Here is a 14,469-nt window from a genome sequence, read left to right as displayed (position 1 = left end):
CGGCGTCGGAGTGCGTGCATCGCAAGGCGGAGGAGGGAGTCCATGCGGAGTATCGGCGACCGACGACAACGCGGCGAGGTGCGTGCTCCGACGTCGCGCGCCCGGCGTGATCCGAAAGAGAGCCCCTAGACCCTCCCGGCCGGACAGGACCTGGCCGCACCGCCGCCGTGCGGGAATCGTTTCCCGTACGGCGGCACCTCCCGTCTACCCTCGCTTGTGTAAGGAGCTCTCCGACATGCAGGACATCGCCGAGCAGTTGCAGGCCTGGCACGCGGCCGGGCGCGCCTTCGCCGTGGCCACCGTCGTCGGCGTCTCCGGCAGCGCGCCCCGGGACCCGGGGGCGGCCCTGGCCGTCGACGCGGCCGGCGAGGCGATCGGCAGCGTCTCCGGGGGCTGCGTCGAGGGCGCGGTCTACGAGCTGTGCCAGGCCGCCATCGAGTCCGGCGAACCCGTGCTGGAACGGTTCGGCTACAGCGACGAGGACGCCTTCGCCGTCGGCCTGACCTGCGGCGGCGTCCTCGACGTGTTCGTCCAGCCGATCCGGCCCGGGGCCGACGACGGGCTCGACGCCGGCATCGCCTACATCGCCTCCGGCACCCCGGTCGCGCTCGCCCGGGTGATCGCCGGGCCCGGCGGACTCGTCGGCGCCACCGTCGCCGTCACCGCCGACACCCACCACGGCGCCCTCTCCCCCGCCCTCCCCCCTGCCCTCCCTCCCGCCCCCTCGACGGCCCAGCCGTCGCCCGCCGCCGCCCCTGCGGCGACGCGCCCCGCGCGACACCTCCTGACCGCGCTCGAACAGGCGGTCGTCACCGAGGCCCGGGCCATGCTCGACGCCGGACGCACCGGCCGGATCGTGCTCGGCCTCGACGGACGCCCCTGCGACGACCGCGACCAGGGCACCGTCACCTGCTTCGTCGAGTCCTACGTGCCCGCACCGCGGATGCTCGTCTTCGGCGCCATCGACTTCGCCGCCGCCGTCGTCCGGATCGGCCGCTTCCTCGGCTACCGCGTCACCGTCTGCGACGCCCGGCCCGTCTTCGCCACGAAGCAGCGCTTCCCCGAGGCCGACGAGGTCGTCGTCGACTGGCCGCACCGCTACCTCGACTCCCAGCTCGACCGGATCGACGGGCGCACCGTGCTCTGCGTGCTCACCCACGACGCCAAGTTCGACATCCCGCTGCTGGAACGCGCCCTGCGGCTGCCGGTCGGCTACGTCGGCGCGATGGGCTCGCGCCGCACCCACCGCGACCGCGAGGCGCGGCTGCGCGAGGTCGGGCTCACCGAGGCCGAGATCGGCCGGCTGCGCTCCCCCATCGGCCTCGACCTCGGCGCCCGCACCCCCGAGGAGACGGCCGTGTCCGTCGCCGCCGAGATCATCGCCCACCGGCGCGGCGGCAGCTGCCTGCCGCTCAACGCCGGGGACGGCCCGATCCACCACGAGGCACCGGACACCCCCGAGGAGCCCCGGGCGGCGCGACAGGCGCAACGCACGCGACGGACGCACGCCGCCTGAGGCCGGCGGTCAGTCGCTCAGCGCCAGCTTCACGCCGAAGCCCACCACCACCGCGCCGGTCACCCGGTCCATCAGCCTCCGGGCAGCCGGGCGACGCAACCAGCCGCGCAGCGCCTGGGCGAAGCCGACCAGGACGGCCGACCACAGCACGCCCTCCACCACGTGGACGCAGGTGAGCGCCACCCCGGCGGCGAAGTGCGGGGCCCCGGCGGGGATGAACTGCGGCAGCACGGCCACGTAGAACACCCCGACCTTCGGGTTCAGCAGATTGGTCAGCGTGCCGCGCCGCCAGCCGTACCCGAAGCCGCCCTCGACCGGCTCCTCCTCGGCCGCCGCCTCCCCGCCCCGGCTGCGCAGCATGCCGACGCCCATCCACACCAGGTACGCGGCCCCGCCCCAGCGCAGCACCTCGTACGCCACCTGCGAGGCGGTCAGCAACGCCGTCACCCCGGCCGACGTCAGCGTCCCCCAGACCAGCGTCCCGGTCTGGATCCCCAGCACCACCCCCCACGCCTGACGCCGCCGCCCGAGCGCGGACGTGCGCAGCACCAGCGCGGTATCGAGCCCGGGTGTGAGCGTGAGCAGCCCCACGACGAGGGCGAAGGACCACAGAGCCGTTGTCATCTCCATGGGCCTCGATACTCTCACAGGCCCGATGGGGCCCTCGGGTCAACCTCCCGGAGCGAAGCGGGCCTGCGATATACGGGAGCAAGTCTGGCCGATACCGCAGGCCCGCATGGGCCGCTCAGGTGACGTTGAGGCGGGCTGCCAGGCGCAGGAGGCCGGGGCTGAGGCGGGAGAGGAAGCGGGCGGCCTTGGCCTCGGGGGTGACGGGGACGACCGGCTTGCCGGTGCGGACGGCGGTGAGGATGGCGGTGGCGACCTTCTCCGGGGGGAAGCCGCGGCGGGCGTAGAGCCTGGCGGCGCGGGCCTGCTTGGCGGCCTGCTGGTCGGCGGTGGTCGCGGAGAAGGTGGAGGTGCGGGTGATGTTGGTGTTGACGATGCCCGGGCAGATGGTGGAGACGCCGATGCCGTGCCCGGCGAGTTCGGCGCGCAGGCAGTCCGAGAGCATGAACACCGCGGCCTTGCTGGTCGCGTACGCGGTGAGCGCCTTGGACGGCAGGTAGGCGGCGGCCGAGGAGACGTTGACCAGGTGGCCGCCGCGGCCGCGGTCGGCCATCAGCGTGCCGAAGGCGCGGCAGCCGTGGATGACGCCCCAGAGGTTGACGTCCAGGACGCGCTGCCACTCCTTCTCGGTGGTCTGCAGGAACGTCCCGGAGTGGCCGATGCCGGCGTTGTTGACCACCACGTCGGGCACCCCGTGCTCCTCCGCGACCGTCTGGGCGAAGGCGTCCACCGCAGCGCCGTCGGCGACGTCCACCCGGTAGGCGTGCGCCTGCGGGCCGAGCAGCGAGGCGAGTTCGGCGGTGCGCTCGGCGGCGGCGAGGTCGAGGTCGCAGACCACGACGCGGGCGCCGTCCTCGGCGAAGGCGAGCGCGGTGGCCCGGCCGATGCCGCTGCCGCCGCCGGTGACGACGACCAGCCGGCCGTCGCCCTGCTCCTGGGCGGGCTCGGCGGTCCCGCATTCGATGCGGGCGGTGAACTCGCGGACCATCTCGGCCACGGTGGCTCCCTTCTCCAGCAGCGCCGACCAGTGGCCGGCGTGCAGCGTCCGTCGGGTCAGCTCGGGCACCCAGCGTTCCAGCCCCTCGGAGAGGAACGGGGCGACGTAGCGGTCCCGGGTGAGGGTGATCAGCTGGACCGGCACCTGCGTCGGCCGCTCGCGCGGACTGCGCAGCGTGGGACGGAAGTTGGCCCGGTACAGCTCGATGCCGCGGACGGCGTCGCGGCGCAGGCCGGGCTGCGGGTGGTCGGGCCGCGGGGTGACCTGCTCCAGGTCGCGCAGCACCCGCGGCCAGGCCCGGGCCAGGCCCAGGCGCCACACGCCGGGGGCGAGGAAGGGCAGGTGGAAGGCGGTGATGTACCAGGAGTGCAGGCCCTGGTGGAGGAGTTGGCGCAGGTGGCGCGGGGTGGGCCGGCGCATCCGGTGGCGCAGCCAGTAGCCCATGTGGTCCAGGCAGGGGCCGGACATGGTGGTGTACGAGGCGATCCGCCGCTCGGAGCCGGGCTCGGTGACGGCCTCCCAGGACTGCAGCGAGCCCCAGTCGTGGGCGACCACGTGCACCGGGCGGTCGGGGCTGACGGCGTCGGCGACCGCGAACAGGTCGGCGGCCAGGTGCTGCAGCCGGTAGCCGTCCCGGGTGGCGGGTACTCCGGACTCGCCGGCGCCGCGCACGTCGTAGCGGACCACGTGGTGGTCGCGGGCGAGGTCGGCGGCGACGTCGTCCCAGACCGCGTGGGTGTCCGGGTAGCCGTGCACCAGGAGGACGGTGGGGGCGGCCGGGTCACCCTGTTCGAAGACGGCGAGCGGGAGGCCGTCGGAGCGCACGGTGCGGCGGCGCGCGGGCGGGGCGGCCGACGCCTTCGGGGCGTCCAGTGTCTTCGGGGCGGCTGCGGCGTCAGGGGCCTGCGAGGCAGCTGCGGCCTTCGGGGCGTCTGCGGCGGGGGTGGTCATCGGGCGGCCTCCAGGGCAACGTCGTGGGCGGCGCCCGCCGTCCAGCGGCGGACGTGCGGCAGGTCGTCGTCGAGCCAGTGGGCGTCGTCCTCGGTGACCACCAGCAGTTCCTCGAACTTGATGCCCACGCCCCGGAAGCCGATGTGCGGCTCGACCGCCCACAGGCCCGGGGTGGGCGCGTGCCGGGACGACCGGCCGTCCGCCCAGAGCGGTGAACGGCCTTGCAGGCGCTCGGAGATCAGCTCGCGCCCGAGGGTCTGCAGGGTGCGCACGCCGAAGCCGAGGACGTTGACCCCGGCCGGGCCGCGCACGGTGGTGCGGGTGACCTGATGGCCGATCACCCGGCCCGGGTAGACCTGGTGGCGGTTGTCGTAGCCGTGCGCGGCGATCTGCGCGTCCACGGCCGCGTACACCTCGTCGAGCGGACGGCGGGCGCGCACCTCGGCGAGGATCAGCTCGCGGTACACCTGGAGGTCGGCGGCCAGGCGGTCCCAGACCCGGTTCTCACCGACCTTGCCGCCGTAGCCGATGTCGGCGGTGTAGCCGTCGACGATGGGCGCGCAGTCCAGGACGTACGGCATGCCCTCCTCCAGGCGGCGGTTGCCGGCGAAGAACTGGAGCGGGGTGTGGAAGTGCCGGAAGGCCGTGCGGTCGCCGAACCAGGCGAACGGGACGTGGAAGAAGTCCTGCACCCCGGCGGCGACCAGGCGGCGGCGCAGTTCGGCGGTGGCCTGGCGCTCGGTGACGCCCGGTTCGATCCAGCCGGCGACCTGTTCGGCGCAGTCGTAGGCGAGTTGCTGGGTCTCGCGGAAGCGGGCGAGGTCGCGCTCGTCGTAGGGGAAGGTCGGGGGGTTCGCCATCGGGGCTCCTTCTACAGGTCGAGCACGCTACAGGTCGAGCACCAGGGTCTCGCCCTCGGCGGCCCGGGAGACGCAGGGCAGCACGGCGCCGGCGGCACGCTGCTCGGGGGTGAGCCGGCGGTCCCGGTGCTCGGGCGTACCGGCCAGCAGGCGGACCTCGCAGGTGCCACAGAAGCCCTGGTGACAGGAGTACGGGAGGTCGGGGCGGGCTTCGCGCAGCACGTCCAGGGCGGAGCGGTCGGCGGGGACCTCCAGCGCCGGGCCGTCGACGCCCAGGCGCAGGGCGAAGGGCTCGCCGCCGACGACCGGGGCGGCACCGAAGCGCTCGAAGTGCAGGGCGGTGGACGGGGATTCGTCCAGGGCGCGCTGCACGGCGGTGAGCATCGGGGCCGGGCCGCAGCAGTAGACGGCGGCGCCGCGCGGGGCGTGGGCGAGCAGGTCGGCGCCGGTCGGCACGCCGTGCTCGTCGTCGGTGCGCAGCACCACCCGGCGCGGGTCGAGGGCGCGCAGCTCGTCCGCGTACGGGAGGGTGTCGGCGCTGCGGCCGACGTGCACCAGGCGCCAGTCCAGGCCGTGCCGCTGCGCCTCGCGGGCCATCGGGAGCAGCGGGGTGATGCCGATGCCGCCGGCGAGCAGCAGGACGGCGGGCTCGGCGCAGAAGGCGAAGCCGTTGCGCGGGCGGCGGGCGGTGAGGCGGCTGCCGGGGTGCAGGGTGTCGTGGATCTCGACGGAGCCGCCGCCGCCCTCGGGCAGTCGCCGTATGGCGATCCGGTAGGCGGCGCGGTCGGCGGGGTCGCCGCAGAGCGAGTAGTGGCGTTCGCGGCCGGAGGGCAGGGCGAGGCGCAGGTGGGCGCCGGGCTGCCAGTCGGGGAGCGGTCCGCCGGAGGGGTCGGCGAGTCGCAATTCGACGACGTCGGAGGCGAGTTGGCGGCGGGCGGCGACGACCAGCTGGAGCGGCGGGGTGGGGCGGCTGAGCGGGCGGCGGGGGTTGCGGCGCAGCAGGGGGCTGCCGAGGGCCGGGGTGTAGCGGTCGCCGAAGGCGGTGAGCCGGCGCATGAACGCGTCGGCGCGGGGGCGGCCGTAGAGGTCGGGGGGCGGGTTGAGCAGGTCCATCCGGCGGTCCTTGGCGTCTGGGAGGGGGCGCGGGCGACGGGTGACAAGTTTCAGAGTTCAGATTTCAGATAACAGATAACGTTTTCTGTTATCTGTTATCTGAAATCTGTCGCCTGAACTCTGTCAGTGGCCCCCTGCCGCCGCGCGGGCGGCCGGGGAGGCGGCGAGGTAGCCGAGGGCCTGGCTGGAGGAGCCCTCCTGGGTGGGGTGGTAGCCGGGCCGCAGGTAGCGCAGGCCGGAGCGGATCGACCGGAGCGGATCGGGCAGCAGGCCGCGCTTGGCGATCTTGCCGGCCTCGCGCCAGGTGGGCTTGAGCCGTCCGCCGAGGGTGGGGTCGGCGGCGAGCAGGAAGCGGGCGCCGCGCACCCAGAGGTGGACGAGCAGCGGCCCGGAGACCGCCATGCCGCGGACCCGGCGCAGGTAGCCGGGGTCGAGGTGGACCATCAGGTCGAAGGCGACACTGCGGTGTTCGACCTCCTCGGCGCCGTGCCAGCGCAGCAGGTCGAGCATCGTCGGGTCGGCCTTGGCGCGGTCCAGGCCAGGGGAGTTGAGCGCCCAGTTGCCGAGGAAGGCGGTGAAGTGCTCGATCGCCGCCACGAAGGCGACCCGCTCGATGAGGTTCTCGCGTCGCCGCGCGGGGCTGAGCCCGGGCTTGTCGCCGAGGACGCGCTGGAACAGCCAGGCGATCTGCCGGACGTACGGACGCGGGTCGAGCCCCTGGCCGAGCAGGTGGTCGAGGACCTCCTGGTGCGCCTCGGCGTGGATGGCCTCCTGGCCGATGAACCCGAGGACCTCCTCGCGCAGTTGCTCGTCGCGGATGAGCGGCAGCGCCTCCTTGAAGACCTTGACGAACCAGCGCTCGCCCTCGGGCAGCAGCAGGTGCAGCACGTTGATGACGTGGGTGGCCATCGGCTCGTCAGGAATCCAGTGCAGCGGCAGCCGGTCCCAGTCGAAGCGGACGTCCCGGGGTTCGAGGACGAGGCTGTCGTGGACGCGCGCGGCGGGGACGGCAAGGGCGGGTACGGGGGTTGAGCGGGGCACGGCAGGCCCTCCTGACCTCGGGGCGGCGGCTCGACTCAGGGAAACGTACTCGCGGGTAGCGGCCGGGACAAGGGGTTCGGCGACTCTTATCGACATCGAGTCTAATAAGTGACGCACTCCGGGGCCGTCACCGGAAACGCTTGCGAACGGACGCGCCCGTGAACGAACACGCCTGCGAACCAGCGCGCCTGTGAACCAACACGCCCGCAGACAAACACGCGAGCCCCGCCGGATCACTCGGATCCGGCGGGGCCCACGGGAGCGACCGGCCGTCAGACCGCCATCGCCAGCATCAGCGGCGCCGCCCTGGCCGCCAGCAGTTCGGCGGCGGCCTTCAGCTTGTGCACGTTGTCCACCGGCATCGACGTGGCCAGGCAGCCGACCGTGCTGCCCGCCGTGATCGGGACGGCCGCGCACACCGTGCCGAGCGCGTACTCCTGGATGTCCAGCACCGGCACGGTGGCCGGCTGCCGCTCCAGCCGGTGCATCAGCTGGTCGGCGTCGGTGACGGTCCGGGAGGTGAGCCGGGCCACCGGGTGGCGGGAGAGGTGGTCCCAGCGGGCGTCCGCGTCGAGCTGGCCGAGCAGGCACTTGCCGATCGCGCTGGCGTGCGCGGTGGCCCGGAAGTCCACCCACTCCTGCACGGCCGGCGCATACTCGGCCGCGGACACCGCCTCCACCGACAACTCGCCGTCGTGGTAGCGGGTGAAGTACACTGCCGCACCCAACTCGTCGCGCAGCTCGGCGAGTTTGCGGTTCAGCCGGGCCTTCACCAGCTGCTCCCGATTGTGCTGGCCGAGCAGGGCGAAGGTGCCGCCGAGCACCCAACCGCCGTCCTGGCACTGGAGGTAGCCCTCGATCTCCAGGATCTCGGCGAGCTGCCGGACGGTCGGCAGGCCGAGCGAGGTCTCCCGCGCGAGGGCGACCAGGGTGGCACCGTCAGGGTGCCGGTCGACGGCCTCCAGCAGTCTGAGGGCGTGCTGCAGGGAGGTGAACGGGCCGGCGAGGCCCTGGTCCAGTGCGGCGTGGCGACCCGGGGCTGGTGTCGACATGTCGTCCCCTTCCGATGTCCCCCCACGGAGCGACCGCGGGCGCCCTCCAGCCTATCGACCCGGCGGGCCCGGCGACTGCCGTCCGTGAATATCCGTGAACATTCCGTGGAGCACCCACCGATCGCCTGGAGGAACGGTAGTGGAGGACAGCACGACGGGCCCCTCCCCCACTGCCCGCGGAGAGGAGCCCGTCCCGCGGCCGCCGGGTTGCGGGGCCCCGGCGGCCGGTGGGGGCGGGTCAGTCGGTCAGCGGGGCGTCACGCGTGGCGCGCCACGACGGGGTGGCCCAGCCCTCGTTGCACGTGGCACGCCATAGCGAGGTGGCTCAGCCCTCGTCGCCCGCCCGCAGCTTGGCGACGGCCGCCTCCAGGCGGGCGCCGTACTCCTCGTCCGCGGCGTGGAAGTGGGCGAGGTTCTTCTCGACCACGTCGTCGCGGCTCACCTGGGCGAGGAAGCCCGCGATGTTGTCGATCAGCCGGGTCCTCTCGCCCGCGGACATCAGCCGGTACAGTTCGCCGGCCTGGAAGAAGTCGTCGTCCTTGGTGTGGGCCGGCGTGGTGTAGGTGCCCGTGTAGCCGTCCAGCCGGACCGGCGCGGCGAGCGCGGTGTCGGTCTGGGCGGGGCCGTCGTACGAGTTGGGCTCGTAGTTCTTGCCGCGGCCGGACTTGTTGACGGCGTGGAGGCCGTCGCGGCCGTAGTTGTCCGCCTCGGTGGCGCGCGGGGCGTTCACCGGCAGCTGGGTGTGGTTGACGCCGAGGCGGTAGCGCTGGGCGTCGGCGTAGGCGAACAGGCGGCCCTGGAGCATCTTGTCCGGGGAGGGGCCGATGCCGGGCACGAAGTTGTTCGGCGAGAACGCGGACTGCTCGACGTCGGCGAAGACGTTCTCCGGGTTCCTGTTGAGCACCAGGCGGCCGACCTTGACCAGCGGGTAGTCGGCGTGCGGCCACACCTTGGTGAGGTCGAACGGATTGAAGCGGTAGTCCGCGGCCTCGGCCACCGGCATCAGCTGGACGTAGAGGGTCCAGGACGGGAACACGCCGCGCTCGATGGCCTGGTGCAGGTCGCGCTGGTGCGAGTCGGCGTCGGCACCGAGCACCTCGGCGGACTGGTCGCCGTCCAGCGAGCGGATGCCCTGGTTGGTCTTGAAGTGGTACTTGACCCAGTAGGCGTCGCCCTCGGCGCTGACCCACTGGTAGGTGTGCGAGCCGTAGCCGTTCATGTGGCGGTAGGAGGCCGGGATGCCGCGGTCGCCGAACAGCCAGGTGATCTGGTGGGTCGAGGCGGGCGAGTGGGCCCAGAAGTCCCAGACGTTGTCCGCCTCCTGCACGCCGGTGTACGGGTCGCGCTTCTGCGAGTGGATGAAGTCGGGGAACTTGAGCGGGTCCTTGATGAAGAACACCGGGGTGTTGTTGCCGACCAGGTCGTAATTGCCCTGCGCGGTGTAGAACTTCAGCGCGAAGCCGCGCGGGTCGCGCACCGCGTCGCTGGAGCCCAGGTTGCCGGCCACGGTGGAGAACCGCAGGAAGACCTCGGTGCGCTTGCCGACCTCGGCGAGGAAGTCCGCGCGGGTGTACTGCGACACCTCGTCGGTGACCTCGAAGTAGCCGTACGCGCCGGAGCCGCGGGCGTGCACGACGCGCTCCGGGATGCGCTCGCGGTTGAAGCGGGCCAGCTTCTCCAGCAGCTGCTGGTCCTGGATCAGCAGCGGGCCGTACTCGCCGGCCGAGGCCGAGTTCTGGTTGTCGGCGACCGGGGCGCCGGACTCCGTGGTCAGGATCTTGGACATGGAGGGTCCTTCAGGTGTCGATAAAAGCAGTGCGTGGAGAGTGAAGTGACGCAGCGTCAGATTGTGGCGCAGGGCTCCGCCTGATCGCCGAACGGGCGCCGGATCGCCGAACGGGCGTCAGGCGCCCAGCAGGCGCCACACCGCCGAGCGGCGGCGGGAGGAGTGCTCGCCGTCGAGGCCGTCGGCGGGCCGGAGCGCGGCGACGGCGCCGGCGGCCGCGGCCTGGTCCGCCAGCGGGCGGGCGGCGGTCAGCGCGGCAGCCTCGTCGGCGGTCAGGCCGGCCTCGGTGAGGGCCGCGGCGGCCTCGGCGGCCGGGACGGCGTTGAACCAGCGCAGCGCGAGGGCCGCGCGGCCGGCCTCGGTGAGGCGGCCGGTGAGCCGGAGGCGGGCGAGGCCGCCGTCCGGGTGGACGTTGATGCGCACGTGCGTCACCGGGCGGCCGGCGTCGAGCCGGAAGCGGTGCCGGGTGTCGGGCTGCAGGCGGGTGCGGGGCAGGATCTCGAACCATTCGCCGTCGGCCGGGTCCGCCCCGGTCGAGGCGTCGAAGCCGACGAGGTCGGCCCAGCCGGGGGCATTGGCGACGAAGTGGGTGGTGTCCACCTCGGCGGCCAGGGCCTCACCGCCCCCGGCCAGGGCGATCTGCACCCAGTCGTTGGCCTTGTCGCGCCGACGCCGGGTCTCCCAGCCCTCGCCCATGACGGAGGCGCGGCCGGGAGCGTTCAGGTTGTGCGGGGAGGAGAAGTAGCGGTCGGACGCCGCCTCGGCCACGCCGCCGTACTCCTGGGCGGCCAGGTCGAAGGTGAGGCCGTCCAGTTCGCGCGGGTCGGGCAGCACCTCGCCGTGGACGCGCAGCCGGGCGACGCCGCCGTCCGGGAAGATGTTGAGGCGGATGTGGGTGTAGCGGTTGGCGTCCTCGACGGCGAACTCGTGGGCGGTGTCGCCCTGGAGCGGGGTGCGCGGCACCAGCGTGGTCCACTCGGCGTCCGCGACTTCCTCGGGCGAGGGGTGGCCGGGCACGGAGGCGGCCTCGACGGAGGCGCTCTCCGGGTAGTTGCCGGTGAAGTGGGCGGTGTCCACGACCAGGCCGCGGACCACACCGCCGGCGCCGAGCCGGACGATCGCCCAGTCGTGGTCCTGGTCGGTGGGGTGGGGCTGGTCGGCGGAGACGCCGCGGCGGCGCTTGGACTCCCAGCCGTCCATGATCTGGCCCTTGTGGCCGAAGGTGTGCGGGCGGAACTCGGCGGGCTTGGCGACCAGGAGGTTCTCGGCGTCGGCGAAGGTGTCCTCGTTGGTGGCGACGACGCCCGCGCCGAGCAGCCGCGAGGCCAGGTTGACCAGCTCGGTGAAGGGAGCGCTCGGGGTGTCGGCAGTGGTCACGAAGTCTCCTCAGGACGGGCGATCGGACGGGGTGGTGGGGGCGGCGGCGGGCCGGGTGAGCGGGCGGCCGAAGGGCTCGGCCGAGACGTCCACCGCGCGGCCGCGCAGCCAGGTGGTGCGGACCGCGCCGGTCAGCGTCCGGCCCGCGTACGGGGTCACGGGGTTGCGGTGGTGCAACTCGCGGGGGTGGACGGCGAATTCGCCGTCGGGGTCGAAGGCGACCAGGTCGGCGTCGCAGCCCGCCGCGATGGCGCCCTTGACCCCGGTGAGGCCGGCGAGTTCGGCCGGTCCGGCGGACATCCAGCGGACCACGTCGGCGAGGCCGTGGCCGCGGCGGCGGGCCTCGGTCCAGATCGCCGGCAGGCCCAGTTGCAGGGAGGCGATGCCGCCCCAGGCGGCCGCGAAGTCACCGCTGCCGCCGTACTCGGGCAGCAGCTTGAGGTCGGGGGTGGAGGGCGAGTGGTCGGAGACGACGGCGATGAACTCGCCGTCCGCCAGGGCCTGCCAGAGCAGGTCGCGGTTGGTCTCGTCGCGGATCGGCGGGCAGCACTTGAAGGCGGTGTCGCCGTCCGGCACCTGCTCGGCCGCCAGGGTCAGGTAGTGCGGGCAGGTCTCGGCGGTGACCTGGACGCCGTCCTCGCGGGCCTGGCGCAGCAGCGGCAGCACGGCGGCGGAGGAGACGTGCAGGATGTGGACGCGGGCGCCGGTGCGCCGGGCGGTGTCGAGCAGGACGGCGACAGCGGCGGTCTCCGCGTCGGCGGGGCGGGAGGCGAGGAAGTCGCGGTAGTGGACGCCGGGTTGCTGCGGGGCGGCGGCCAGCACGGCCGGGTCCTCGGCGTGGATGATCGCCAGCGCCCCGAGCCGGGCCTGCTCGGCCAGCGCGGCCTCCAGGTCCGCGGCCTCGACGTGCGGGAACTCGTCGACGCCGGAGGGGGCGAGGAAGCTCTTGAAGCCGAACACGCCGGCCTCGTGCAGCGGCGCGAGGTCCGGGACGTTGCCGGGGACGGCGCCGCCCCAGAAACCGAGGTCGACCCAGGCCTGGCCGTCCGCGGCCCTCCGCTTGGCGGCCAGGCCGTCCAGCGTGGTGGTGGGCGGGACGGAGTTGAGCGGCATGTCGATGATCGTGGTGACGCCGCCGGCCGCGGCGGCCCGGGTGGCGGTGGCGAAGCCCTCCCACTCGGTGCGGCCGGGCTCGTTGACGTGCACGTGGGTGTCGACCAGGCCGGGCAGCAGGGCGGTGTCGCCGAGGTCGGCGAGGCCGCCGTCGCCGTCGGGTCGGTCGCCCGCGAGGAGCGAGCCGTACGCGGCGACCTGCTCGATCTTCCCGTCCCGGATCAGCACGTCGGCGGGGCGCTCACCGTCGGGCAGGACCACCCGTCGGGAGCGGATCACCGCTGGCTGGCTGAAAGGCATGGGAGACCTCCGAAACCTGGAAGTTGGGGGTGGGCGCCGGGCAGGAACCGGGCTTGAACCGGGCGGGGAACCGGGAGGGAACCGGGCGGGGAAGCGAAGGATTGCCGGGAGCCTAGGCCCGCCTTCAACAAAACGTCAATGGCGGAACGTACGAGGGAAACGTACGGGGGATCCGCACGCCCCATCGGCATGAGGGATCGGCCCGACCGATCGGCATGCGGGACCGGGACCGGGTACGGCGGATCGGCATGCGGGACCGGGTACGGCGGATCGGCCCGAGGGATCAGCCGGACAACAGCTCCCCCGCCAGCCGCTCCCCCGCGACCTCGGCCAGCTCGCCGGCCTTGGTCATGCTGTCCCCCGGCTGCTCGGCGAGGTCGGTGAGGGCGATCGCGGCGGTGAACCCGGCCGCCCGCCACTCGGGCTCGGACAGCTCCAGCCGCCCCGCCACGGCAGCTACCCGAACCCCCGCCCGGGCGGCCGCCGCGGCAACGCCGGCGGGGGCCTTGCCGTGGAGCGTCTGCGCGTCCAGACAGCCCTCGCCGGTCACGACGAGGCGTGCCCCACGCACGGCCTCGTCGAAACCCAGCAGTTCGAGCAGCAGCTCGATACCGGGTCGCATGGTGGCGCCGAGCAGCGCGAGGGCGGCGAAGCCCACCCCGCCGGCGGCCCCGGCGCCGGGGGCGTCGCGCACGTCCCGTCCGGTGGCCAGGGCGACCTGGTCGGCGAAGCGGGTCAGGCCCTCCTCCAGGATCACCAGGTCGTCGCCGTCGGCGCCCTTCTGCGGGCCGTAGACGGCGGTGGCGCCGCGCGGGCCGAGCAGCGGGTTGTCCACGTCGCAGGCCACGACGATCTCGACGCCGGCCAGCACGTCGGCCAGCGGGCCGGGCTCGATCCGGTCGAGCCTGCGCAACGCGGCTCCGCCGGGGGGCAGTTCGGCGCCCTCGGCGTCGAGCAGGCGGGCCCCGAGGGCCTGGACCATGCCCGCGCCGCCGTCGGTGCAGGCGCTGCCGCCGAGGCCGAGCACGATCCGTTTGGCGCCGAGCGCCACGGCCCGGCCGATCAGCTGACCGACGCCGTAGGAGCCGGCCGCGAGCGGGGCGGTGCGGCCGCCGGGGAGCCGGGCGAGACCGGAGGACTGCGCCAGCTCGACCACGGCGGTGTCCTCCCGCACGGCCAGCGCGGCGTCCACCGGCAGGCCGGTCGGGCCAGCCACCTTGGCCGGGACGCGGGTGAAGCCGGCCGCGAGCGCGGCGGCCAGGGTGCCCTCGCCGCCGTCGGCGACGGGCAGTTCGCGCACCTCGACGCCGGGCGCGGCGCGCCGGACGCCGGCGGCGATCCGGGCGGCGACCTCGGCGCCCTCCAGGGTGCCCTTGAACTTGTCGGGAGCTACGACCACATGGCCCTGGTGGGGGGTGACGGGCATGGTGCGGTCCTCACTTCCGTACGGGGTCTGGCGATGATTCGACAGCCTGTGCCAAGCATGGGCCCGGGTGCACCTGGGGTGCGACCCCCCGTCAGGAGAAACGTCCCCGCTCGGGAGACTCGGGAGATACGCCCCCGGTCAGGAGATACGCCTCCGGTCAGGAGATACGCCTCCGGTCAGGAGATACGCCTCCCGCCGGGAGGGTGCGACTCCCGTCGGGAGGTGCGACCCCCTCCCCGCCGTTCCCCTCGTCCCGCTTCCGACGTACGAGAGGCTCCCCTCGGCGGGGAGGGGGGCCAGGCGAGGCGTA

At 74.0% G+C, this 14,469-nt stretch carries 11 protein-coding genes; 1 reads left to right on the top strand and 10 read right to left on the bottom strand.

The features are described from left to right. The first annotated feature begins 235 nt into the window (after positions 1-235). Entirely contained in the window at positions 236-1,516 is a 1,281-nt protein-coding gene (locus ACFWPI_RS36570; RefSeq protein ID WP_380378528.1) for an XdhC family protein, read from the top strand. 9 nt (positions 1,517-1,525) lie between these two features. Here ACFWPI_RS36570 and ACFWPI_RS36565 read toward each other — a convergent pair whose 3' ends face one another. From ACFWPI_RS36565 to ACFWPI_RS36520, 10 genes are all read right to left on the bottom strand, one after another. Continuing rightward, complete coding sequence (locus ACFWPI_RS36565; RefSeq protein ID WP_380378530.1) at positions 1,526-2,146, bottom strand: LysE family translocator; 621 nt, start codon at positions 2,144-2,146, stop codon at positions 1,526-1,528. 115 nt (positions 2,147-2,261) lie between these two features. Beyond that, on the bottom strand, positions 2,262-4,091 hold the full coding sequence (locus tag ACFWPI_RS36560; RefSeq protein WP_380378532.1) for an SDR family oxidoreductase: 1,830 nt from the start codon (positions 4,089-4,091) through the stop codon (positions 2,262-2,264). After that, entirely contained in the window at positions 4,088-4,951 is an 864-nt protein-coding gene (locus tag ACFWPI_RS36555; protein WP_380378533.1) for a M24 family metallopeptidase, read from the bottom strand. Before ACFWPI_RS36555 ends, ACFWPI_RS36560 begins: the two co-directional genes overlap by 4 nt. A 27-nt stretch (positions 4,952-4,978) precedes the next feature. Further along, positions 4,979-6,064 carry a PDR/VanB family oxidoreductase gene (locus tag ACFWPI_RS36550; RefSeq protein ID WP_380378535.1) on the bottom strand — a complete coding sequence of 362 codons (1,086 nt, stop codon included), beginning with the start codon at positions 6,062-6,064 and terminating at the stop codon, positions 4,979-4,981. A 123-nt stretch (positions 6,065-6,187) separates the two neighbouring features. After that, positions 6,188-7,105: a metal-dependent hydrolase gene (locus ACFWPI_RS36545; RefSeq protein ID WP_063350014.1), complete on the bottom strand. Its 918-nt coding sequence runs from the start codon at positions 7,103-7,105 to the stop codon at positions 6,188-6,190. 272 nt (positions 7,106-7,377) lie between these two features. Further along, a complete protein-coding gene (locus tag ACFWPI_RS36540) occupies positions 7,378-8,157 on the bottom strand; it encodes an IclR family transcriptional regulator (protein ID WP_063350013.1) in 780 nt (259 codons plus the stop codon). A 325-nt stretch (positions 8,158-8,482) separates the two neighbouring features. Next, entirely contained in the window at positions 8,483-9,943 is a 1,461-nt protein-coding gene (locus ACFWPI_RS36535; RefSeq protein ID WP_063350012.1) for a catalase, read from the bottom strand. A 117-nt stretch (positions 9,944-10,060) separates the two neighbouring features. Beyond that, positions 10,061-11,320, bottom strand: a complete 1,260-nt coding sequence (gene alc, locus ACFWPI_RS36530) for an allantoicase (RefSeq protein WP_380378536.1) — start codon at positions 11,318-11,320, stop codon at positions 10,061-10,063. Between the two features lie 9 nt (positions 11,321-11,329). Next, positions 11,330-12,733, bottom strand: a complete 1,404-nt coding sequence (gene allB / locus ACFWPI_RS36525; RefSeq protein WP_380378538.1) for an allantoinase AllB — start codon at positions 12,731-12,733, stop codon at positions 11,330-11,332. Positions 12,734-13,016: 283 nt separating this feature from the next. Continuing rightward, positions 13,017-14,159, bottom strand: coding sequence for a glycerate kinase (locus ACFWPI_RS36520; RefSeq protein ID WP_380378540.1), 1,143 nt, complete (start codon positions 14,157-14,159; stop codon positions 13,017-13,019). Positions 14,160-14,469 lie beyond the last annotated feature (310 nt).

Source organism: Kitasatospora sp. NPDC058492 (assembly GCF_042720685.1).
Classification (GTDB): domain Bacteria; phylum Actinomycetota; class Actinomycetes; order Streptomycetales; family Streptomycetaceae; genus Kitasatospora.
Note: the sequence above shows the minus strand (reverse complement) of the source record. Positions and strands in the feature narration are given on the sequence as shown.